Genomic DNA, 20,611 nt, shown 5'->3' with positions numbered 1-20,611 from the left:
ACCCGCAGCCTATATGCGGGTCTCTTTCTGCATATCGGAGATTTTCACAAAATAAGATGTTTGATACATATGTCTGTGTTCGTCGCTCACCTAACGGGCAGATTATAGGCATTTGGGTCATGATCTAATCCTTGTTTACGAATTTTTTCAAGCATAAAAAAATAAGTTTCATCGATCTCCACCCGACTCGTTTCACCAAAATGACTATAAACTGCATATTCGCGGATCGGCAATGTGGCAGTTACCATTTTCTCAGGAGTTAATTTTGGATTCGCAACTTCTATTCCAGCAATGTAATGGTATACACGATTTCTGCTGAGTGAAACTCCAACTCTGTTCTCTTTGCTCATGAAGTTGATAATTTCATGTTCCCTGCTATTTAACTCTTCCCACAGTATCGGAATATGGACTTTTGCTATATAAACAGCCGTGAAAGGTGCTTGAAACTCTATTCCTACTATATGTGTGACTGGCTTTATAACTCTGTTGAAAGAAAGATTTGAGTTTTTTTGTGATGAAGACTTTAATATACTATATCCACCATGCTTGCCCACCTCGGAATAGAGAGGTACTCCCATTCCGCTTAATTCCTGTAAATATCTAAGCATAGTTCGGTAGGATACTTGGAATTCTTCTGCAAGTTCATCAACCGTAAATTTCTGTTTTTCATATACTCTAGCCATTACTTCATTCAAACACTGAGTTTTTGTCAATATAATCACCCATAAAGATTAATCTGACAGTTTTTGTCACAGTTCTATTGTAGAATGTAAGTAGTAAAGAGTACATAACTTTTTGGAGGTTGAAACCGTGGAGCAAATAAATGAATCTAAGTTAATCACGAAAGACTCGTTTCACGCAGTCGGGTTAAAATGGGCAGGAACTTTTGCTGAGGCAGGAGCAGGTGGAATTAGGGTTATTCATACGGAAATGCAGAATCGTTTAAAAGAGATCGAGAACGTACTTCATCCCGAAACATTACTTGGGTTTTCCTACCACAACATTGAAGGAGGTTTTACCCACTATGCAGTTGTTGAAGTCGAAAAAATCGAGAATATCCCAGAAGGAATGCTAAGCAATACCCTTCCAACATTAACTTATGCAAAGTGTGAACATAAAAAGGGGCAGAATATAGATACTTCCTATCACAATATTTCTGCTTGGATTGAAAGCCACGGTTACAAGGTGTTACTGGGAGACATTACTCATTTTGAAGAATACCCAATGAGTCAAGATCCTTACTCTAAAGATCCAGAGTTCGTTATCATGATTCCAATTGAAATATGATTTGTCTCTCAATTTGTACATTCGCAGTGGCCGATCGTTGAACTAACGAGTAATTTAGTTTAACGACAAAAGCTGGTAAAGGCTTTACGCCTTCGCCCGCTTCATAATATCGTCGAACCATTCCTTGTCGCGGGTATCAAGTACCATATCGACAAGGGTTGCAACGTCCCTCTCGTCAATCTTGGCGCCAGTTTAAGGAAGGGGCTCCCCTTTCTTTTTTTATTGAATCAATTCTGATATAGTAAGTAGGGCTTGCTGAAAAATAAAAAAATCCTTATTCTACAAGGGTTTTCGACCAATTTCGTCGAATTTATCTGCAAGGAAACCATGGAAAATCGATAAAAAACCTTGCAGATGGAGTGAATGAAATTGTTCGTGCTGAATCGGAATATGGCGGATCTGCTCAAAAAGTTCTATTTGCCCTTTGGAGGAAAATTAAACCCCGCGAATCGCTGGGTTCAGCTTGCTTCGTTTATTCCTTGGGACAAAGTGGAAGAAAAATATATGGATTCCTTTCAGTCTCCAGCCATTGGACAAAAGGCATATTCCGTTTGAGTTGCACTCGGATCACTCATCATCAAAGAGCGCCTGGTGATAAGCGATCGCGAAACCACGCAGCAGATTCGGGAGAATCCCTATCTGCAGTTCTTCATTGGTTACTCGGAGTATGTGGATGAAGAACCGTTCCACCATTCACTCATGACGCATTTTCGGGAAAGATTGGGCATTGAGATCCTTGCAGAGGTCAACGGTTGGATTGCCCAAGCAGCGCTCAAAGCAGAGCAAGAAGAAGCAGCAAAGTCCAAGAAATCATCAAGCCGGGACAATGACGACGACAACAACGATGCCGGCGGTTCCCAGTTGACCATGGAGGTAGGGGAAGCTCTCACCATTCCGGAGGAAACTCCCGCGACGGCTAAGACACCTCGTAACATGGCGAAGAGGTTCCGCGTATTGTCACCAGCATCTGCACCAGCTGCAAATGTCACGAATAAGGGAACCCTCATGCTGGACGCGACATGTGCGCCTGCGGACATCAAATACCCGACGGACCTGGGACTGCTCAATCACGCCCGTGAAATTCTCGAAGACATCATTGATGCACTGCACCATCCCCATATCGGATCGATGGAGAAGCCGCGCACTTACCGCGAGAAAGCAAGAAAATCGTATCTGGGCGTATCCAAACAACGCAAGGCATCGGGCAAGGTGATCCGCAAAGCGATCAAAAAGCAACTTGGCTTTGTGGGACGGGATTTGCGGATCATTGAAGTACTCGTAACACATACACCCCTCACGGAGCTGAGTAAAAGACATTATCGCTTGCTCTTGATCATCTCGAAGCTCTACCGTCAGCAGCGCGAAATGATGGAGAAGAAAACCCATATCATCGCCGATCGCATCGTGAGTATCGAACAGCCACATGTACGTCCGATGGTTCGGGGCAAAGCCGGAGCGAACGTGGAGTTCGGCGCCAAAATCGCCGCCAGTTTGGTGGACGGATACGCTTGGATCGAAACGGTACAATGGGACAGCTTCAACGAAGCAACAACGCTGCAAGTATCAGTGGAAGTGTACAAACAGCGATTTGGGTATTATCCTGCCGTCATTCTAGCCGACAAAATCTACCGCAACCGAGATAACCTGAACTATTGCAAGGAGCTTGGGATTCGCCTCAGCGGCCCGAAGCTCGGCAGGCCCTCGAAAGATCAAAGTGAAGTCTCTGATCGTGTGCAAGAGCGTCAAGACGCAGCAAAGCGCAATGCGATCGAAGGAAAGTTTGGAGAAGGCAAACGCAAATTGGGACTGGGTCGCATTCGGGCGCGTGGCGCCGAAACAAGTCTGACCGTCATCGCACTTCAGTTTCTAGTCATGAATCTGGAGCGGCGACTGCAGGTTAATACCCTTTCTTACAAGAAACATTATCTAGGTTTGTGAATAAAATAAAATTTACAATTATGACTGGAAGACCAATTGAATGGATGGAATCCGCAAAAAAGTGGATTAAAGAAAATGATATTATTGTTGAATCTTCACTATGTGCATCGCAATTTGAGAATGGGAAGCTAGAATGTGCAAAATTAAATGGGGTATCACTTTTTATCGAAGACCATCCAGCACATGCTCTCACCTTTAGCTGATGGTGGTATCAACGTTCTATTGATTGATAAGCCATATAATCAAGAGTGTCAACATGATAGGATAACGAGAGTAAGGGATTGGAAAGAGATTGGTGATATTCTTGATGCTTTTGTATCATAAAATTTAAGTACAATTTCGATAAGAGAAGTTTCATGCAAATCACCACAAAAACGAAAAGCGATCAGTGATTTTCCAACTGACCGCTTTTGATTAGCTAATTATTCTGATAGTTGATGACCTTTAACAAATCCGAAATGGTGGTTGTATGCATCATTTCGTGTACAATGGCAAAGCCGATCACATCGCCAACCGTTTCAAGCTTAAATTCACGAATTTGGAATGGATTTTCTAACTTTTCTTCTGCTCTATTGGCAAAGGTTTCGTTTAAGTCGTTAGATTGCTGCTTCAACAGAGTTATAAGTTCATCTTTTGAAGGAGGAGTAGTCGTCCAATCAGAAGGCTTTGTACCGCCTTTAAAAAGGTCTACAAATCCTTCAGGAAGCTTTGACGATTGACTAATGCGTTTGAACACTAGTGAATCCATAACTGCGATTAGATGACCTAAATTCCATCTAATGGTGTTATTGAACTGCGGGGGTTGTACATCAAAAAATTCTTCGCTGACGGATTCAACTTTTCCAATTGTCATAAGACGTGCAACATTAACTGTGTTGATTATGGCGTGAGAGCTCAATGGTATGAACCTCCAAATTAGATTTTTTGCTTACTTCTAAATTGTAACTAAAGAAGCTGCTGGTATGCAAATTTCCCATTCCATGAAATAGAACTCATCCGCTGAAAGATAATGCCCAATTGCTGACGGGATTGCCTATCCGAGAGTTGCTGAATATAATGACCGATTACAGAAAAGGAAAAGGATGCCTCCCATGAATGTGTAGGCATTGCGTGGACAGATTGTCCGTCACCAGCAGGACAACTTACGCCGTCAACTCGCGGACATTATGCGTTAGCAGTAACACTTGAATATCAGAAAAATTGGACTAATTCTTCATTGTAATACGTAAATTTTAATTGAAAATAGATTATAATATAAATAGACCTGTATAGGAGGTAAAAAACATGTACCCAAATAGTTATACTGGCTCGTCGAGAGTTACCATGGGGCACATTTTTCCAGCCCTATTTTTTAGCTTACTGTTTGCTTCTGTAGGACTTTATATCGGTGAATATGTGCCAACGGCTTTATTTTTACCACTGATGGTGGTGGAACTAATTATGATTATTGCTGCTACGTTCATTCGTCGAAGTAAGAGGGTGGGTTATGGTTTTTTATATTCATTTACAATTATTTCTGGAATAACCTTATATCCAGTTATAGCAAATTATGTTTCTGTAATTGGAGCTTCAATGGTTCTGCAAGCATTCGCCGTAACAGTGATTGCATATGGCGGAGCTGCTTTATATGCAACAATCTCTAAGTCAGATTTTAGTTTTCTTAGTGGGTTTCTCTTTATCGGAATAATAGCTTTATTGGGGATGGGTATTGTCAATTTTTTTGTTCCTTTTTCAACAACCGCTGCATGGATTTACACATTGCTTGGGATACTGATTTTTATTGGATATACGTTATTTGATATATCACGAATCACCCACTATGGTGTAACTCAAGAAGAGATTCCATTTGTTGTATTATCTTTGTTTTTAAATTTCGTTAATCTATTTTTGTTTATTTTACGACTATTCGGTTTGAATTTAAAGCGTGATTAATGATAAAGGTTGAACCTCTGTTCAAATACTTTTAGCATAGATTAACGTGCTTTTAAGACTAAATTAATTAACATACCCTATAATAAATGTCGCTTCCCCGTACTCTCCATGCGGGGATTTTTATTACTTTTTTAGTATTAAGTTCTTAGAATAATATTCATTTGGTTAATAAGTACAATTGTAAAATAATCTCGTTTGGACGATAAAACAACCAAAAGAAGTTTTTGTCGTATATTACAGTTTTTATTTAATTTATAATAGTTATTAAGTAAGGAGTGAGTAATATGCTTTCTTCTTACTATTCGTTTAATTCGAGTAGATTATTGATTAATTTAACTTGGGATGAGAGTACCAAACAGTTCAGCGGAAGATAAGCAATGACTAACTACTCGTCTGATCCCATAATATGGGAGGCGGTTTTTTTTATACCCTAACTCTTCTTGAAAATTTACATCCGAGATTGAATATAGTAAAGTATTCCTGCTTATATTTCGAAAAATAAAGGAGCAATTACCATGAATAAGTTGTTACTTCTTGCTATGTCAGTTGTTTTGGTATTTAGTTTTGCAGGATCAGTATCCGCGGCGGCTCCTCATAAAAGCGTGAAAGCGAAAACTCAGGTGTCCTCTCATCAGGGCAAACAAAAGGTTGCAAAGAAAGCAAAGCAAACTAAGCAGGGAAAAAAGAAACAACAGAGTTCAACAAAATAGTAAAATCAATAATAAATAAGGTGCTAATCCAATTACGGCCTCTATTACATTTTCCATATAATATCTCCGCTCTATTCGGTTGGCGGGGATTTTTGTATTTTTGAGGTAACACATTTGTGTCAAGAAGAATCTCCTCATTAATTTTCACGAATTTTTAATGTTTTCATGCCGTTACTGTCGGTGACTTAACACAGGGTCATATCTTAAACATTACATTCGAGCGACATAAGTATTGAAGTAATTTAAAACGCATTCAAGTCGCTATTTACCATTATTTTATGATATTCAATCGCCTGTTCGTGGCTATATAATTACAGAGTTGATATCAAAAGGGGGGGCCTTATGACTAGAAACATTGTAAGCTTTACTATGCTATTGATCCTTATACTTTCATTTGGAAACTTAGCGGAAGCTGCTACTTATACTGTCCATGCCGGAGATACTCTTTCCAAAATTGCAGACAATAACAATATTACTTTGGAAGATATTGTGAACCATAACAAGTTAAATTCTACATTACTTAGCGTCGGTCAAACATTAGATATTCCTCAAGCAAGTATTTACAAAGTCATTTACGGCGATACATTTTACAAAATATCTGTTAAGCTAGGAGTTTCCTTAACGCAACTTTCTCGGGCTAACCTACAAATAAAGAATAAAAATCGAATTTATCCAGGACAATTTATTAATGTTCCAGAAAAGAATTCAGTTGGAATGACTTATATGGGGTCAAGCAGCAAGAAAGTAATAGCCCTTACCTTTGATGATGGTCCCGAGGACATTTATACGCCAAAAATTTTAGAGATTTTAAAATCCAAAGGAGTAAAAGCAACCTTTTTTGTACTAGGAGAACAAGCTAAAGCGTTTCCTCTATTGCTAAAGCAGATTAAACTTGAAGGCCATGCGATTGGCAATCATACTTGGAACCACCCTCAATTACCTACTTTAACTAATTTACAAATGATTAACACTGTGCAATCTACTACTGCTGAAATTGAAAAAATCACTGGATACAAAACCAATTTGTTCCGACCTCCATATGGTGCAATCAAAGACAATCAAATCGAAATCCTAAATAAGTTAGGATATCGTCCAATTTCCTGGACAATTGACTCATATGATTGGAATGGAACACCGGCAAATGAAATATTATCCAGAATCAATAAAAGAGCTGTACCAGGCGGAATTATTCTTATGCACAATTTTAAAGTACCTGGAAGGCTTGATGGAACAATAGAGGCATTGCCTAAATTGATTGACAGCTTACGGGCACAGGGATATGAATTTGTAAAAGTGCCTCAGCTATTAGACAAATAGATTAGATTGTTAAATATATGGCCAATACTTTATCTTTTACTCGGTTTTTACGAAAATTCGTGGCTTACGGATATAAGCAAAGAAGAAGGACCGTTCACATCGGAGGCCACTGAAAAAGTCCGTCTCATGAAAAAAGGTGCAGTTCCTCAAGAAAGTAGAGGAGGCTGTACCTTTTTTCGCTTATAATTAAGGTATCATGGAGAGCAGGTGAGCGGATGATTAGGCAACAACAAACCTTAATGCTAAGTCCTTATGCGGAATTGTATAATCTCGTGGGGTTATGGTGCAAAGCTCTAATACATGATAACATGATTGAAAATGAATTCATGGGATGGAGCAATTACGTTGGAAATGGAATTAGATTTGTTTAAATGGAAGCAGTACGAATCAGAGGTTATCTTGCTAACAGTAAGATGGTATTTAAAATATAGCCTTAGTTATCGTGATCTAGTGGAGATGATGGAAGAACGAGGACTACATATGGCTCATACAACCATCATGCGATGGGTTCATGAATTTGGGCTGGAATTAGACAAGCGAATTCGTCCCTATTTGAAGACGACCAATGATTCCTATAGGACGGATGAGACCTATATTAAAATCAAAGGACAATGGAAATATCTTTATAGAGCAGTGGATTCAAAGGGAAATACGATTGATTTCATGTTGTCTGAAAACCGAGATGCTCCCGCAGCCAAACGATTTTTCAAGAAAGCGTTGAATTCACCACACAATCAATCGCCGCGCGTGATCACCGTCGATAAAAACCCAGCTTACCCTATCGCAGTCCAACATTTGAAAGACGAGAAAGCTATGAATCAAGAAACAGTACTACGACAACAAAAAAATCTAAACAATATTATTGAACAAGACCATCGATTCCTAAAGAAAGTCATTAAACCAATGCTGGGATTCAAGACTTTCGGTACTGCAGAGAAAACAATTGCCGGGATAGAAGTCATGCATATGATAAAGAAAGGGCAGGTCGAATGCCATCATTCGTCTGTCCTTTCTGCAGTTGAATTAATCAATAAAATGTTAGGTTTGATAGCATAGTCAAACAACATATGGTGACTAACTTTGATCAGTTTTAATCGTTGCACCAAAACCCTATTTATCATCCTAATAGGATTTGATATGATAAAATAGAACTAGGAAAAATCTAACAATGGTGTTCAAGTTGAAAGGACAACAAAAGAATTCAGCTAATGAACTTCACATTGGGCAGAGAAAACGAACCACACACGATTGAAGCATATGATCCTACAATCTTATATTAAAGAATGGGCTCGTATCTTAGAAGGCGCTAGTTTTTCAAATGGCATAGAAGATATTTATTATATCGACGGTTTTGCAGGGAGAGGGATTTTTTTAGATGGGGAGCGTGGATCGCCGTTAATTGCGGCTGAAGAAATGCTGGCCGTACAAAAAAGACATAATGATAAATTCCCAGAGAAATCTCTTCGATTTCATGTTTTGAATATTGAATGAGAAAAAAATAACTATTCGACGGCTACTTTAATGGAATGATTCCGAAAAATTTTTGGGATCTGTATGCACTATATTCGGCGCTGATTATGTTCGGAACCATCACTTGGACGCTCCAAGTCGTGCCGGAGCAACTCGATTCGATGATGGCCAGCATTCGTACGGTACTGGACGATCACCGGAATTTCGAAAGTGCCATACCGATTTGGTACAAACGCTAGCCAAGACACTCAATTAAGAACGGGACTGAGTTGGCCGTGATTCTTTGCTCCCGTCTTGGGAACAGCACCTGTGGAAGACTAGTTGGAAGGGTGGGATCCGCGCGTAGTGGAAGCATATGTGGAAGAAGCCCTGGCTAGCGATAAAACAAGAGGTGATCTTATGCCTCCGAGCTTTCGCGCTACCAGCGGAGCAACGGAAGACACGTTCTATGTCGCGTCGGGCAGACAATTTTGGGATGCGTCACTCTTTAGATACATAACACGACGAGGCTGCCGCGTGATCGGTAGCCTCGTTGCGCTATAATACGATCGGGCAGATTAGTTCAATATTATAATGTCAGGTTCCTGCTGCTGCTTATGGCGCTTGCGGGTACGTATTTACTGACCTTCGGTATCCTAGCCCCCTGAGCAGCTTGTCCGGCCTAGTAGTGGTCGGTGGCCTGTTCTCCATCGGCGCCGCCGCGCTCTGGGGCGGTTCCACTGTGAAGGGTCGGTTGCTGCTGTGCAAGATGCAGTTCGAAATGATCTCCGCGCTGCGCTTCGCCTGCGCGCTGCCGCTTTTGTTTACCCTCTCTTCGAGGGGAGGCGGGAGCGAACTGCAGCCCTTGACACAGGCAGGCGAGTGGCTGGCCGTGTTGGGAAATCTACTGCTGCAGGCGTTCCTGCCTGGACTTCTGAGCTTGCTGCTGTACTACCGCGGCTTGTCCGGAACCAAGGTGTTTTACGCCACCTTCCTTGGCGGAGCTCTTTTTTCCGGCGGTAGGACTGCTCATTAACTGGCGCTGGTCTTCCACCAACCCGTGACGGCAGCGCAGCTGGCAGGGTTCATGCTCATTTGGGTCATGCTGATTCAATTATCCTGACAGAAATAATGGATTAATAAAAACGGGGTGCCGCTTTCGGGCGGCACGGTGTCTTTTAATTTTACTGAAATAAAATCAGAAAAGCATTTTCAGTCAAATTCGTTAAAAAAGAAAGCGGATTCAGATAATGCTTTTTTCAAACTAAATGGATAAGATATAAGAAACCAATGTAGCACAAGCAACAAATTTTCGAGGAATCATACTTACCAAGAGGCATCTTTCTTTCTCAAATACAATAGAAGGTTATATGAAGTTAGAACGATGGATCCATGAAATTCAACAGAAGCTTAAAGAACGTCATAATCGGTATGGAACCAACGGGACACTATGGATATAACCTTGCCAATTGGCTTGCTGACAAGGGCAAAGATGTTGTAATGGTGAATCCAGCTACCACCAAACGAAACAAGGAAAACTGCGATAATTCCCCTTCCAAGAGTGATCCGAAGGATGCACTTGTCGTTGCTGATGTGGTTAGCCGAGGCTTCTATTTTGATTACGCTAGGCACGCTACTGTCTTTCAAAGGTTGCAAACGTTGATGAGTGACCGGGAATTTTGGGTAACGAATAGTGCACGATTTCAAAACCGGATTATTCGCTGGTTAGACATACGACTCCCAGAGTATTTCTCTGTATTTAATGACTGGACAAGCAAGCGTTCGTTAGCCACCCTTAAAGAATTTCCCCTACCGCAAGATATAGAGTCCATATCTGTACCAGAAGTGATTACAAGTTGGCGGAAGCATATGAAGCGAGCTGGTGGCTCTACCGGCATGCAAAAAGCAGCACAGCTTATTGCACAGCAAAGCAAAGTATAGGGGACACAACAGCTTTACTCGAAGCAAAACAGGATCTCAGGCGGCTATTAGAAGAGTTTGAACGGATTATAGAAGTACTAGATACAATTGAAAAGGATATCGAAGTATTGCTTAGTGGTATTCCCATGGCCAACCAATTACGTTCGATCGGCCTGGGGTCTATCTGTATTGCAGCAATTCTGTCAGGGACTGGTGATCTCAGACAGTATGATCACGGACGCCAGCTATTACGTAAAGCAGGATTAAACCTAGCTGAAAGCACCTCAGGAAAGAGGAAAGGCCAGATCGTACTCTCCAAGAGGGGGGACGCTACGTTGCGTAAATATCTATATCTAGCTACGCTGCAGCTCATTGGAAATAATCCTGTGTTTCAGCAACTCCATCAGTACAATGTTCAAATCAAGAAAATGAAGAAGCAACAATCGGTATTTAAAGTGATTGGAAAATTGGCCCGAATCATCGTTGGTATAGCAAACCGAGGAGAGGTCTTTTCTTCAAATAGAGTTGTTCCTCCATATAATCAAGCTGCTTAAGACAGATAAGAAACCATGTGTATTGACTCATTCGCAGGATTGAAACAAGAAAGCACGGAGGACCGAGTTTCTGCCCGATAAGGGCTCAGACCCGTCAGCTAAACGTTATCGGTCTCCACGCCTTGGTCAGGTATAACGAAGGAATGTAAGGGCATAGACCCGTAGAGTCATGGGATGGTGAACCCTAAGGTAAGAGTGGAGTGTGCGTGCAGCAGAATAACCCTTGGAGAAATGTTCCAACACTTCTTCTGTTCCCGTATGCCCAAAATTGGGATAGCTACGTCCTCACCCGATACTCTCCTAAACACAATCGAACATCAGACCTGATGTTGAGGAAGGGCTATCATCATGAAAAGCCCTTGTAAATGGGCAAACTAAGCCGCCCAGGAATATTTTAGCCCAAGCGGGCGAGTTCGATTGAGACGACGAAGAGCCAGACGTATGTGGACAGCAAGAATAGACGCTCGAAAAGTCCGAAGAAATTTTTCAGCCGAGGAATGATGAGCGCAAGCACAACGGCGATAACAAACCAAAACATGACCCAGGGGACGATGGTAAGAAGGCTTTCGGCGTCTTGAAAGCTAGGATAATGGCTCAGATTCGTCCACAATCCCCTTGCTGCCCACACGAGCCCTCCGAAGTTGAAAATGGCCAAGATCATGTGGATAGTCCCTTGTACCGTCTGAAATCGACTCCCTCCCTGGTCGGTAGCGAAAAACGGCAGGAGAAGCCGCGCCACTGTGGTTACGAGCAGAGCCATGACTTCGTGCGTCGGGGTAAATGGGCGTAGTAGGCTTAGGGATATCGCGAGGAATAAACAAGCCATGCCACCCGCAACGACTTGCAACCAAAACCAGCCACGGTAGGAACCGACGCCATATCACTTACGGCATCAAGAATCGGATTGTACCTCGTGGGAAGCACATGCAACACAATCAAGGTGATCATCGCCACTGCAGTCATAAAAGCAGCGATATTGCTAAGCGTTTCAATTAACTGAAGATTCATGTCCATTCTCCCTTCTATAATTCAACGCAAAGAAATGGACGCAGCAGAGTCAGGGTGGATCGTATTTAATACTTCCACGATCGATGATTACCGAAATCGACGGCGTTCCGCACGCGCGGCCAAATGGTCTGTTCGTGCCTGTCGTAGAGCTTCTGGATGCTGCAGTACGAGTATCACTGCTCGGCCAAGCAATAGACCAGTGATGGAGAAGAGGTATGGGAGCACGGCCGCCTTTCCGTGAAGGGCTGCGCCTTCGCCTAGGAGTGGTACGAGTAATAATCGTAGGCCATAGCGAATCGGAATGGAGACTAGCCACAACATCAAGCCCTGCAATGACCCGGCGACCATCCAACGACCATTTTCACTCGTGTAACTCGGCCGCGAATCAAACCGACAAAGAAACTTAAAACCACCGTTAACAGAAGTGAAATCCATCCTGGGATTTGAACCGTCGGATTTCCTGCTGCTGCATAGAGTGCGTAAGCGCCGAGAATGAGCGGCAAAAGCAGAAGCCGGCCACTTAATGGACGAGGTTTAAGTTGTCGTTGTGCCACCAATACCAGGATAATAATACCGAGTATAATGTCTTTTGCTGGCATTGAGTCGAGTGCCTCCTTATCGTTGAAGCGCCAGACTTGGAATCGTAAATTATGTATAGATTGGATTTATGATACCCAAATTTAAGGATTAGAATGTACCCGCTAACAGAGAAATTTAACGTAATTGATTGATCCTTAAATGTAACGCTCAATATGGTAATATATTGTAAAAAGTGCCATACCTCCAATGAAGATAAAAAAGCTAAAGCTGCTGCAGATGCAAAGGCGAAGGAAGAGGAGAAAGCCAAGAACCCAACATGGAATGTGAAGGTACTATTGGCAACCCAAAATGGTAATGTTCCACTTGCAGTAAAGATGCTAGTTGGGGATGTTTCGGAGAATGGTCAAGATGCTGCTACTGGAGATGTTTTGAAAACTCCATGGAATTATTATGGTAGGCCAGTTAAGTTCTCTGGTACAATCGGAATCTTGCATGGCTATCCTCCTGGAAGTGATTTTGAAAAGAGAGGTATCCTATCACAAGAGGAGGGAAAACAACCTCAATTGGCTGTTGTTACAAATAAATTAGAGTAAATATGGAGGCTGAACTTATCAATAGGTTGGCCTCTTCCTTTTTTAGTCACAACTTGTTGATATCAATTTCCAGTGCAACAATTTGTCTCTTCTAACCGTTTATGTAGTGTAGTCACTCAAATTTAGAGGAGAGAATCGTGTATGATGATCTTGAAGAAGACCATTGTTATACCCATGCTGGTTACGAGTATGATGATGTTCACCGCATGCACATCTTCGGTAAAGCCGTTATCGAATACAGGAGGACAGGCTACGGCTGACGCACCTGCCTCAACACCTGCACCCAGTCCATCAAGCACATCAATAGCGCCTACACCTGTATCTGCCCAGGTGCCTGACAATAGCAGTTCTGCTGCAAAGCCTGATACGACACCGGTAAAATCCAGTGCCGCTTCCGCGTCCGGATCTGTATCCGCCTCCGTATCCGATCAAATCAAGCGAATGTTGGAATCAGCTCAATCAGGCAAAGTGGAAGGCATAGCCTTTGCTGCAAAAACCAATGTTATAGATGACGTGGAAAAGGCATGGGGACAAGCGGACAAAAAAGATTGGACGGGAAGCAGATTGTATGCGATTTATTCGAAGAAAAATGCTGCCTTCGGCTTTAACAAAGGCAGCCAAATTATCGATGTCCGTTCCTATGACCCTAAGCTGCATACGCTGACGTTGAAGCAAATTGAGCAGACTTTAGGGAAGCCTGCGGATACCAAAGTAAATGGCAATGACAACATTTATATCTACCAAGCATCGGATACATTCCAGCTGAAATTTATTATTCCGAAGACTACGGGCTATGTCGATCACATCTCTGTATTCGATACCAAGGATTCAGTTAATTATATGGTGAACTGAGAAAATGGGGCTGTCCCAAAAGTCATCATAGATGACTTAGGGATGCCCCTTTTTGATATAAATCCTAAGCTTTATGATGTGTTCTTATAGAAATGAGTATAATTTTGGAAAGACCATGTATTGTTAACGTCGTTATTCGGGAAAATCATTGGAGAGTTTTTGAATGCTCAATACACTAAGTAAAATACTCCGCTGCAAGGAGTAGCTCTAATCTATAAAGTAAAATTAACACCAAATTTTCCACGCTCCAGCATAAGTATTCAATCTTCCTACACCATCCTTTATTGGAGAATATGATGGTTTCGAAGGCTTTGCATTTATACCAAATGAGATTAGCTGGAGATTCACACTGTATCCAACACCAGAAGAAGGTGGTCCCACTTGGGCAGGTAGGTTTGACGATATAACAGCAGATTTAGCAAATAGTAAAATAGAGGTGCGTTTTTCCAACTCAAAAACTGGGAAGCTAGGACCTGTGGTCTTAGCGAGTAGCGTAAATTCTTGTAAATAATATACTTATTGAACTATCATGAAAGAACGGATTAACTTTCATGCTCTGTGGTGCAGCACAGGATTCATGGATGGCTAACGGGGGACGATTGTTCAACAAAAGAGAAGTTTCATTAAACAAATGGGCAGGTTACTCAACAAGAGGGTAGAGTACCAAGGGCATAAACTATCTCTTTACACCCCCAAGATTTGGTGTATATTTCCAAAAAAATGAATGCTTTTCTCTATGTTAAGGGGGCACAACATCGAATGTGTTGTGCCCCTGTTTGTGTCCTCGCAGGTCTTTTTTGTACATAAATACGGAGGTAGTATTATGAATCAAGAATTAGGTTTTAATGAAACAGACGATTAGTAAATATTAATGCAGATGATTTTGGAGTAACGCATTCTACGAATGACGCTATCGTGCAAATGTTCCAAAATAATGTCATCTCATCCACATCAATTATGATTCCAGCCAATGCTGCATGTGAAGCAGTGTCCAAACGGCTTGCCGGCGCCCTCGAGCGCCTCACCGATCGTCTCGGCGGCGCGAAGATCGGCTGCGACCGCGGCGCCGTAGTCCGAGAAGTCGTGCTCAAAGGCCAGGGTCTACTGCAACGATACCGCTACGAAGGCTGTCGAGGTCGTCGAGGGTCCCTTGGTGTACTTCGGCCCCAGCGGCCGTAAGCCACGCGTCTGCCCTATCCGAGCGGGCAAGCCCGACAACTTGATGCCCTGCCTCGAGGAGCTCGCAAACAACCGCAGATCCGATAAGCCTGTCGCACCCGTGACAAAAACACGCCCAAGCCTAAGATACTGACTGAGCTTTTTTTGAATCAGAAAGCATGTGCTTTAACTGTACACAATTTCGTGCTCTTCGCGTTTTTCATACAGCTCCCAGTATTTCTCTGCGATTAGTTCGGGGGCAAAGCGAGTGCCCGGTGCGACGATGCCGGCAATCGTAACTGTTCCAACAAAAACGCCTTGAGGCTTCAGTTCTTCAGCCAAAGTAAAGGCCAAGGTACGTAGCGCTGCTTTGCCTATGGAAAGAGCAGTGTAGTCTGCCGAAGGACGCAGCGCAAAGTTGCCACCTGTGAAGAGGATTGTTCCCGCTTTTTGAGCCACTTGATCCGGGATAACTTGCAATGCGCAATGCAGAGCACCGGCTACGTCAACCTGATAGTGAGATACAAGAGACTCTGCCGTCAGTGAAGTTGGTTTTCCGCTTTTCAGAACAGCAACGTTGTACACCAGCACATCGGGTGAACCGTAGTTTTTCTTGATTTGTTCAAAAGCTGCCGTCAACGAGGCCGAATTTGCTGCATCGGCCGCTAAGGCGTAAGTTTCAATTCCTTCCGAGCTAAGCTCCTTCGCATATTGATCAAGTGCATCCTGGTTACGAGAAACTAGGACGACCCGGAAGTTATTGGTGCCGAATTTTTTTGCACATTCCGACACCTGGACCTGCTCCAACAACAACGATAAGCTTCTTACTCATCTGTTTCATCGTCCTCCAAATTTAGTATTCGAAGTACTAGACAATTTTTGCCGATGCAATCGGGCTAGAAGAATGCACTTGTTCTTAGAATTTCCTTTTCCAATTTTTCATACTCCATTGAATTGTCAATAAAGGTGCCAACCGGACTAACAGGAGGAGAGAGTCAAACGACACAAATTTGGGGATATTATCATCATGAATCAGAATTCAGCAGTCCAAGGACACAAAAGCGGAGTCGGAGCAGATTGTAATTGGAACACGTGGTTTTTGTCATGTATCGGTTCAAGTTCTTGTCATTTCGGATAATAATGTAAATTGACACAATACTTCCCTCATTAAGAATCTGTTTAGATTCCAGTCAGGATTGCACCACCCTCAATTTGAATCACAGAACCGGTCGTATATGAATTATTCGCCAAATACACATATGCCTCAGCAATCTCTTCCGGCTTTGCAATACGCTTCAGCAAAAGTGACTGCGCAGCCCTTTGGAACATCGCTTCACGACTTTCGGTGTCCATTCCACTGAAAACGGGTGTATCCACCACTCCTGGTGACACAACGTTGACTCGAATCGGTGCCAAATCCATCGCCAAAACACGGGCAAGGCCCTCAATGGCTGAGTTGATCGCAACCATCGTAGAAGCGCCTTTTAACGGGCGTGCGGCATATGCACCGGAAGTCAACGTGATCGAACCGGACTTTTTGATGTAAGGCAATGCGGCTTTCACTGTTACGTATTGTCCCCAGAACTTGCTGGCAAACGCAGCCTTTGCATCATCGATGGATAAAGCATCAAAGGGTTCCCTGGCCGCCCCCCCGGAAGCTGTGACAACGAGGTGATCGAAGGTTACAATGTTCTCAAAGAACTGTTTCGTCTGGCTTTCGTCTTGGAAATCTAGGACGTACCCATGTGCTGTCCCGAGCTCTTTCATTGCCACGTCTACTTTCTCTTGTGACCGACTGGCAACAATTACCTGGGCACCTTGCGCGAGAAATGATTTGGCGACCGCCAGGCCGATACCCGAAGTACCGCCCACAATAACGGCGCGATGATTTTGCAATGACATGTTTTATACCTCCAGTATAAAGTGATAATTCCTGAAACGGAACCATTACTCCGTTTATTATACGGAACGGAAACTCCGTTTGTCAATTTAGTGTATAATGTAATCGTGAGAGGAGTCATTCATATGCCAATAAAGGAGCCCTCGCGAGCTCGAGATGATGTTGGTTCGAATTCAATCGATTCAGTTACAATGGGAAAATCACTACGAGCGGACGCCAGACGAAACAGAGAGCGTATACTCGACGTTGCAACGAAAGTTTTCGCCACTGAGGGATTAGACGTTCCAATTGATGAAATTGCCAATCGTGCAGGGTTGGGGGTTGGAACTGTATATCGTCATTTTCCGACGAAAGAAGAATTATTTGAAGCTGTGGTTTTCAGATTTAAGCAACGTCTTATCGACAAAGCAATGGAAATGCTTGAACATGATGATCCAGGTCCGGCTTTTTTTAACTTTCTGTCACTGATTGTGAGAGAGGGCATGGGAAACAAAGCACTTATCGCCGCTCTAGCCAGTGGTATGGACATTCATCGTCCGCTCTCTGGTATCTCACTGGATTTTCGAAATGCACTAGGGGAACTACTGAATCGCGCGCAGCTGGCGGGTTCAGTTCGCAATGACATTCAGGTAACCGATATAACTGCTATTCTATGTGGTGTTGTGCGAACTCTGGAATACAATGATGATTACGGATTATCTGAGCGCATCCTGTCCGTTGTATGTGACGGGTTACGTGGCCGCTGCAATTTGTGAAACGGTCTAATTAAAGATGTGAAATAAAACTCAATGATGCGAAAAGTTGCTAGCAGACGACTCAAGTAAACAGCACCAGCGTCGCCCCTGAGGGTGACCCAAGCCGGTATTAGGGCAAATAATTATAAAGTAATTCCTCATACACTGCGACATACCTGCGCAACCGTTATATATAATGTGCGGAAAATGGATACAATTATACACGTAGTTTCACTAACGGGTACGTTAGTTGAATAAAGACACCGCGGCAGCCGGCTATGACCGATCGATCGGCTGCCTTTTCCACGAACGGGCAGCAGTATAGTTGAAAAAGGAACTTAAAATAAATCTCGAATATCTAAAGTAATCGGATACCTAAAAATTTGATGACTGACTGTAGTTAGATACGATGATAAAAGGTTTCGGAGGAATATTTTGGAGAACCAAGAATCTTGAAGTTATAATAAAATGGTACAGTGAAGCGATAGACGTCATCTTATTACGAAGTCTATGGGATTGGATAACCGGCTCCATTAAATGCAAATTTTTTCAAACCTATCTCCTCCTATATTATGGTATGCGTAGAATTTCAATTCTTCCTTTAAATTAGTAAATGGAGTATTGACCAAGTCAATACTCCATTTTACTCCATTTACTAATTTCTCGAATACTTTTTAATAGGGTTACGGTGTTACTGTAACCTCGTCAAATTCAACAGTGTCATTTGTAGCTTTTAGAGCAATTTTCCCTGACGTAAAGCTTGAGTCGGTAGCCGTCAGCTCCAATACATCATTTACGTAGAATTTAACCTGAATTTCGAAAGCCCATGATTACAGACAATCGTCATTGAATTAAAGCGGGGTAGCTGTAAAAATCAGGGTGAGTTTCCTCTGCATTCAGAGCCTTTGATGGAATTGAGGTATACTTTCCCCTACCCCATCACGACGGGCTTTTGGATTTCCATGTTAAATTGTGTAACTTAATCATTCCAGTAGGGCTATCCTTGTCTCGATTTGCTTCCAGGCATATCGGTTCGCGAAGTCTTTCGCCAGCTTCAGGATGATCTGTCGGCTGTGTCGGATCAAGGTTGCGGCACAGTGAAAGAATTCCAAACGGAACCGGGCAATCGAATACCCCTGATGAATCGGGTCGCAGCAGTCTCGTTTGAACCGTTCGTAAAGGTTGTACGTAAGCAGTTTAACCAAAAGGTCGATTTCGTTTGCTTCAAAATTACTCGTCGCAATTCGGTCTATGGAAAACCCGCGTTTGGCTTCCTTGATGTAGTTTTCCATACAGCACCTCTGGTTGTAAAATCGCCATAAATCAATGGGCTCCCATACAAGATTCGTGACGATCGCCTCATATTGCCAGTCCGTATCTAGCAGCAGGCAAGATTGATCATTCTGGATTACTTGGGCTTTTCGAATCACGGCAACACGACGGGGCTTCTCCCATGAGGTGGCTTTATACCATAGCGTAATGCCCTCGATGATCCAATCTTCATCCACGAATCGAGTTCAGTACCGACAGGCTGCTACTTCAGAGGCTAAGCGCTTCGTCCATTTCAGCTTGCCTACGTAGCCGATGTTCCGTTGTTCCCACAAGCTGTAGAAGTCTTCACCGCCAAAACCCTTGTCAAACCGGGCGTACTTGACCGGATGTTTGCCAAGGAGCTCGAACGTTTGAACGGTTTGTCCGGGGTGGCGGCGCAGTGGTCGCCGATGGGTTATGCGCAATGAAAGACGAGAATGGCCATATCGATAAAGAAGCGCTGCAAGCGGCAGCTAGGCTGTTCGGCTCTCAAGTACAAGATGTGGAGACCGGTCTCGAGTCCATCCGGCTAAAAAACCGGTCTGTCGAAAGAGAAGGGTGGTTTTATCGACTGCCGTTACGAACTACAGAGGCTGAAGCTGTGTATCGGTTCGATGACAGCCGACCTGCAGTGACCGAATGTAAGCTCGGGAACGGACGTGCGGTCCGGATTGGCACGAATTTCTTTCAAGCGTACTTCACCAGGCCCGACAAGGAAGCGGGGAAGTGGCTCGCTTCGCTGCTGCCGCAGACGCTGCATGATAGTATCGCGCTTGTCAACTCTCGTAAAGACCTAAGGCTTCGCCAATTGGATCATCCTCAAGGCAAGCTGCTGATCCTCTTAAATTACGATTCCGCTGCGGTATTCGCCGAAATACGATTCGAAAGCTCTGGCGTGCTGTTGCATTTGAACAATGGAGAGCCGCAGCCCGTACAGGCAGGGGAAACGGTGCGTCTCCAGGTCGATGCCAGAAATACGGCGCAATATTTTTTCGAAAATAGATGTGCAAGAAAATAGGCTTTATTATGATATTGAGAAGAAATATCAATCAATATAAATAACCCTTCAATATTAGGATTGTTTGTAATTGCGCTGATTACCCAGACCAATCCCAATTTTTTGCCGATGGAAAGCCCAATTGAATCAAGTAAAGGCGTGGATCAAAGCTGATGAAATGATGGAGGATGTTCACAACAGCCAATTTAGCAGCGGCGCAAAGCAAATTCTAATCAAATATGTAACAACAATAACGGAGCCACGCGGGTTTGCGGGCTCCGTTTTCCATTTAATTATGGAATATCACTTTGCATAGTAGAAAGGATGGGGGAGGAGAGATGAGAATTGAAATGGATATTCTTGAATTTAAACCCGAAAAGGTCTCAAGCTTATTTGGTGTAGGTAAGCTCC

General features: G+C 43.1%; 22 protein-coding genes and 5 pseudogenes. 17 read left to right on the top strand and 10 right to left on the bottom strand.

Annotation, left to right across the window (positions count from 1 at the left end):
- Positions 1–86 precede the first annotated feature (86 nt).
- Together O9H85_RS18255 and O9H85_RS18250 are read right to left on the bottom strand one after the other, a co-directional pair.
- Positions 87–479, bottom strand: coding sequence for a GyrI-like domain-containing protein (locus O9H85_RS18255; protein ID WP_409348166.1), 393 nt, complete (start codon positions 477–479; stop codon positions 87–89).
- Between the two features lie 42 nt (positions 480–521).
- Positions 522–683, bottom strand: a pseudogene (locus O9H85_RS18250) (HTH domain-containing protein); the annotation flags it as partial.
- Positions 684–810: 127 nt separating this feature from the next.
- Between O9H85_RS18250 and O9H85_RS18245 the strand changes: the two are divergent.
- Together O9H85_RS18245 and O9H85_RS18240 are read left to right on the top strand one after the other, a co-directional pair.
- On the top strand, positions 811–1,287 hold the full coding sequence (locus O9H85_RS18245; RefSeq protein WP_269882848.1) for a GyrI-like domain-containing protein: 477 nt from the start codon (positions 811–813) through the stop codon (positions 1,285–1,287).
- A 363-nt stretch (positions 1,288–1,650) separates the two neighbouring features.
- A pseudogene (locus O9H85_RS18240) lies at positions 1,651–3,225 on the top strand (IS5 family transposase).
- A gap of 418 nt (positions 3,226–3,643) precedes the next feature.
- Here the strand turns inward: O9H85_RS18240 and O9H85_RS18235 are convergent.
- Entirely contained in the window at positions 3,644–4,123 is a 480-nt protein-coding gene (locus O9H85_RS18235) for a DinB family protein (protein ID WP_269882847.1), read from the bottom strand.
- A gap of 386 nt (positions 4,124–4,509) precedes the next feature.
- Between O9H85_RS18235 and O9H85_RS18230 the strand changes: the two genes are divergently transcribed.
- The 9 genes from O9H85_RS18230 to O9H85_RS18190 all read left to right on the top strand — a co-directional run bounded on the left by O9H85_RS18230 (position 4,510) and on the right by O9H85_RS18190 (position 11,107).
- The gene (locus tag O9H85_RS18230) at positions 4,510–5,157 is read left to right on the top strand and encodes a Bax inhibitor-1/YccA family protein (protein WP_269882846.1); all 648 of its coding nucleotides are present in this window, start codon (positions 4,510–4,512) and stop codon (positions 5,155–5,157) included.
- Positions 5,158–5,672: 515 nt separating this feature from the next.
- On the top strand, positions 5,673–5,867 hold the full coding sequence (locus O9H85_RS18225) for a hypothetical protein (protein ID WP_269882845.1): 195 nt from the start codon (positions 5,673–5,675) through the stop codon (positions 5,865–5,867).
- A gap of 342 nt (positions 5,868–6,209) precedes the next feature.
- Complete coding sequence (locus tag O9H85_RS18220; RefSeq protein WP_269882844.1) at positions 6,210–7,184, top strand: polysaccharide deacetylase family protein; 975 nt, start codon at positions 6,210–6,212, stop codon at positions 7,182–7,184.
- A gap of 345 nt (positions 7,185–7,529) precedes the next feature.
- A complete protein-coding gene (locus O9H85_RS18215; protein ID WP_269882843.1) occupies positions 7,530–8,240 on the top strand; it encodes an IS6 family transposase in 711 nt (236 codons plus the stop codon).
- A gap of 192 nt (positions 8,241–8,432) precedes the next feature.
- Positions 8,433–8,675 carry a class I SAM-dependent methyltransferase gene (locus tag O9H85_RS18210; protein ID WP_269882842.1) on the top strand — a complete coding sequence of 81 codons (243 nt, stop codon included), beginning with the start codon at positions 8,433–8,435 and terminating at the stop codon, positions 8,673–8,675.
- A gap of 35 nt (positions 8,676–8,710) precedes the next feature.
- Positions 8,711–8,893, top strand: coding sequence for a hypothetical protein (locus O9H85_RS18205; protein WP_269882841.1), 183 nt, complete (start codon positions 8,711–8,713; stop codon positions 8,891–8,893).
- Between the two features lie 482 nt (positions 8,894–9,375).
- Entirely contained in the window at positions 9,376–9,669 is a 294-nt protein-coding gene (locus O9H85_RS18200) for a hypothetical protein (RefSeq protein WP_269882840.1), read from the top strand.
- A 356-nt stretch (positions 9,670–10,025) separates the two neighbouring features.
- Entirely contained in the window at positions 10,026–10,574 is a 549-nt protein-coding gene (locus tag O9H85_RS18195) for an IS110 family transposase (RefSeq protein WP_269882839.1), read from the top strand.
- A complete protein-coding gene (locus tag O9H85_RS18190) occupies positions 10,490–11,107 on the top strand; it encodes a transposase (protein ID WP_269882838.1) in 618 nt (205 codons plus the stop codon). Before O9H85_RS18195 ends, O9H85_RS18190 begins: the two co-directional genes overlap by 85 nt.
- Before the next feature lie 394 nt (positions 11,108–11,501).
- On the opposite strand, the gene O9H85_RS18185 is transcribed toward O9H85_RS18190, so the two are convergent.
- The 3 genes from O9H85_RS18185 to O9H85_RS18175 all read right to left on the bottom strand — a co-directional run bounded on the left by O9H85_RS18185 (position 11,502) and on the right by O9H85_RS18175 (position 12,714).
- Positions 11,502–11,768, bottom strand: coding sequence for a hypothetical protein (locus O9H85_RS18185; RefSeq protein WP_269882837.1), 267 nt, complete (start codon positions 11,766–11,768; stop codon positions 11,502–11,504).
- Positions 11,769–11,902: 134 nt separating this feature from the next.
- Complete coding sequence (locus tag O9H85_RS18180; RefSeq protein ID WP_269882836.1) at positions 11,903–12,115, bottom strand: hypothetical protein; 213 nt, start codon at positions 12,113–12,115, stop codon at positions 11,903–11,905.
- A 320-nt stretch (positions 12,116–12,435) separates the two neighbouring features.
- Positions 12,436–12,714 carry a hypothetical protein gene (locus tag O9H85_RS18175; protein WP_269882835.1) on the bottom strand — a complete coding sequence of 93 codons (279 nt, stop codon included), beginning with the start codon at positions 12,712–12,714 and terminating at the stop codon, positions 12,436–12,438.
- Positions 12,715–12,867: 153 nt separating this feature from the next.
- Between O9H85_RS18175 and O9H85_RS18170 the strand changes: the two genes are divergently transcribed.
- From O9H85_RS18170 to O9H85_RS37810, 3 genes and pseudogenes are all read left to right on the top strand, one after another.
- Positions 12,868–13,248, top strand: a complete 381-nt coding sequence (locus O9H85_RS18170; protein WP_269882834.1) for a hypothetical protein — start codon at positions 12,868–12,870, stop codon at positions 13,246–13,248.
- Positions 13,249–13,389: 141 nt separating this feature from the next.
- Positions 13,390–14,100, top strand: coding sequence for a YjgB family protein (locus tag O9H85_RS18165; RefSeq protein ID WP_269882833.1), 711 nt, complete (start codon positions 13,390–13,392; stop codon positions 14,098–14,100).
- Between the two features lie 867 nt (positions 14,101–14,967).
- Positions 14,968–15,081, top strand: a pseudogene (locus O9H85_RS37810) (ChbG/HpnK family deacetylase); the annotation flags it as partial.
- Between the two features lie 106 nt (positions 15,082–15,187).
- Here O9H85_RS37810 and O9H85_RS18155 read toward each other — a convergent pair.
- The 3 genes from O9H85_RS18155 to O9H85_RS18145 form a co-directional block, all read right to left on the bottom strand.
- Complete coding sequence (locus tag O9H85_RS18155) at positions 15,188–15,364, bottom strand: NAD-dependent epimerase/dehydratase family protein (RefSeq protein WP_269882910.1); 177 nt, start codon at positions 15,362–15,364, stop codon at positions 15,188–15,190.
- An 80-nt stretch (positions 15,365–15,444) separates the two neighbouring features.
- The gene (locus O9H85_RS18150; protein ID WP_269882832.1) at positions 15,445–16,071 is read right to left on the bottom strand and encodes an SDR family NAD(P)-dependent oxidoreductase; all 627 of its coding nucleotides are present in this window, start codon (positions 16,069–16,071) and stop codon (positions 15,445–15,447) included.
- A 366-nt stretch (positions 16,072–16,437) separates the two neighbouring features.
- Positions 16,438–17,160, bottom strand: coding sequence for an SDR family oxidoreductase (locus O9H85_RS18145; protein WP_269882831.1), 723 nt, complete (start codon positions 17,158–17,160; stop codon positions 16,438–16,440).
- A gap of 123 nt (positions 17,161–17,283) precedes the next feature.
- Here O9H85_RS18145 and O9H85_RS18140 point away from each other — a divergent pair, with 123 nt between their 5' ends.
- Together O9H85_RS18140 and O9H85_RS18135 are read left to right on the top strand one after the other, a co-directional pair.
- Positions 17,284–17,913, top strand: a complete 630-nt coding sequence (locus O9H85_RS18140; RefSeq protein ID WP_269882830.1) for a TetR/AcrR family transcriptional regulator — start codon at positions 17,284–17,286, stop codon at positions 17,911–17,913.
- A 388-nt stretch (positions 17,914–18,301) separates the two neighbouring features.
- A pseudogene (locus O9H85_RS18135) lies at positions 18,302–18,385 on the top strand (VOC family protein); the annotation flags it as partial.
- Between the two features lie 490 nt (positions 18,386–18,875).
- Here O9H85_RS18135 and O9H85_RS18130 read toward each other — a convergent pair.
- A pseudogene (locus O9H85_RS18130) lies at positions 18,876–19,577 on the bottom strand (transposase); the annotation flags it as partial.
- A gap of 50 nt (positions 19,578–19,627) precedes the next feature.
- Between O9H85_RS18130 and O9H85_RS18120 the strand changes: the two are divergent.
- Positions 19,628–20,221, top strand: a complete 594-nt coding sequence (locus O9H85_RS18120; RefSeq protein ID WP_269882827.1) for a hypothetical protein — start codon at positions 19,628–19,630, stop codon at positions 20,219–20,221.
- Positions 20,222–20,611 lie beyond the last annotated feature (390 nt).

Origin of the sequence: Paenibacillus gyeongsangnamensis, assembly GCF_027533625.1 — a bacterium.
Taxonomy (GTDB): Bacteria; Bacillota; Bacilli; order Paenibacillales; family NBRC-103111; genus Paenibacillus_G; species Paenibacillus_G gyeongsangnamensis.
The sequence above is the reverse complement of the archived record's forward strand: the minus strand, read 5'-3'. Positions and strand labels throughout refer to the sequence as shown.

Bases quoted from the DNA above. Each gene is read 5' to 3' on its own strand.
- O9H85_RS18170 (WP_269882834.1), top strand. From the start codon at position 12,868: ATGGTAATATATTGTAAAAAGTGCCATACCTCCAATGAAGATAAAAAA.
- O9H85_RS18180 (WP_269882836.1), bottom strand. From the start codon at position 12,115: ATGAATCTTCAGTTAATTGAAACGCTTAGCAATATCGCTGCTTTTATG.
- O9H85_RS18185 (WP_269882837.1), bottom strand. From the start codon at position 11,768: ATGATCTTGGCCATTTTCAACTTCGGAGGGCTCGTGTGGGCAGCAAGG.
- O9H85_RS18140 (WP_269882830.1), top strand. From the start codon at position 17,284: ATGCCAATAAAGGAGCCCTCGCGAGCTCGAGATGATGTTGGTTCGAAT.
- O9H85_RS18145 (WP_269882831.1), bottom strand. From the start codon at position 17,160: ATGTCATTGCAAAATCATCGCGCCGTTATTGTGGGCGGTACTTCGGGT.
- O9H85_RS18205 (WP_269882841.1), top strand. From the start codon at position 8,711: ATGATTCCGAAAAATTTTTGGGATCTGTATGCACTATATTCGGCGCTG.
- O9H85_RS18175 (WP_269882835.1), bottom strand. From the start codon at position 12,714: ATGCCAGCAAAAGACATTATACTCGGTATTATTATCCTGGTATTGGTG.
- O9H85_RS18195 (WP_269882839.1), top strand. From the start codon at position 10,026: ATGAAATTCAACAGAAGCTTAAAGAACGTCATAATCGGTATGGAACCA.
- O9H85_RS18225 (WP_269882845.1), top strand. From the start codon at position 5,673: ATGAATAAGTTGTTACTTCTTGCTATGTCAGTTGTTTTGGTATTTAGT.
- O9H85_RS18230 (WP_269882846.1), top strand. From the start codon at position 4,510: ATGTACCCAAATAGTTATACTGGCTCGTCGAGAGTTACCATGGGGCAC.
- O9H85_RS18165 (WP_269882833.1), top strand. From the start codon at position 13,390: ATGATGATCTTGAAGAAGACCATTGTTATACCCATGCTGGTTACGAGT.
- O9H85_RS18220 (WP_269882844.1), top strand. From the start codon at position 6,210: ATGACTAGAAACATTGTAAGCTTTACTATGCTATTGATCCTTATACTT.
- O9H85_RS18120 (WP_269882827.1), top strand. From the start codon at position 19,628: ATGAAAGACGAGAATGGCCATATCGATAAAGAAGCGCTGCAAGCGGCA.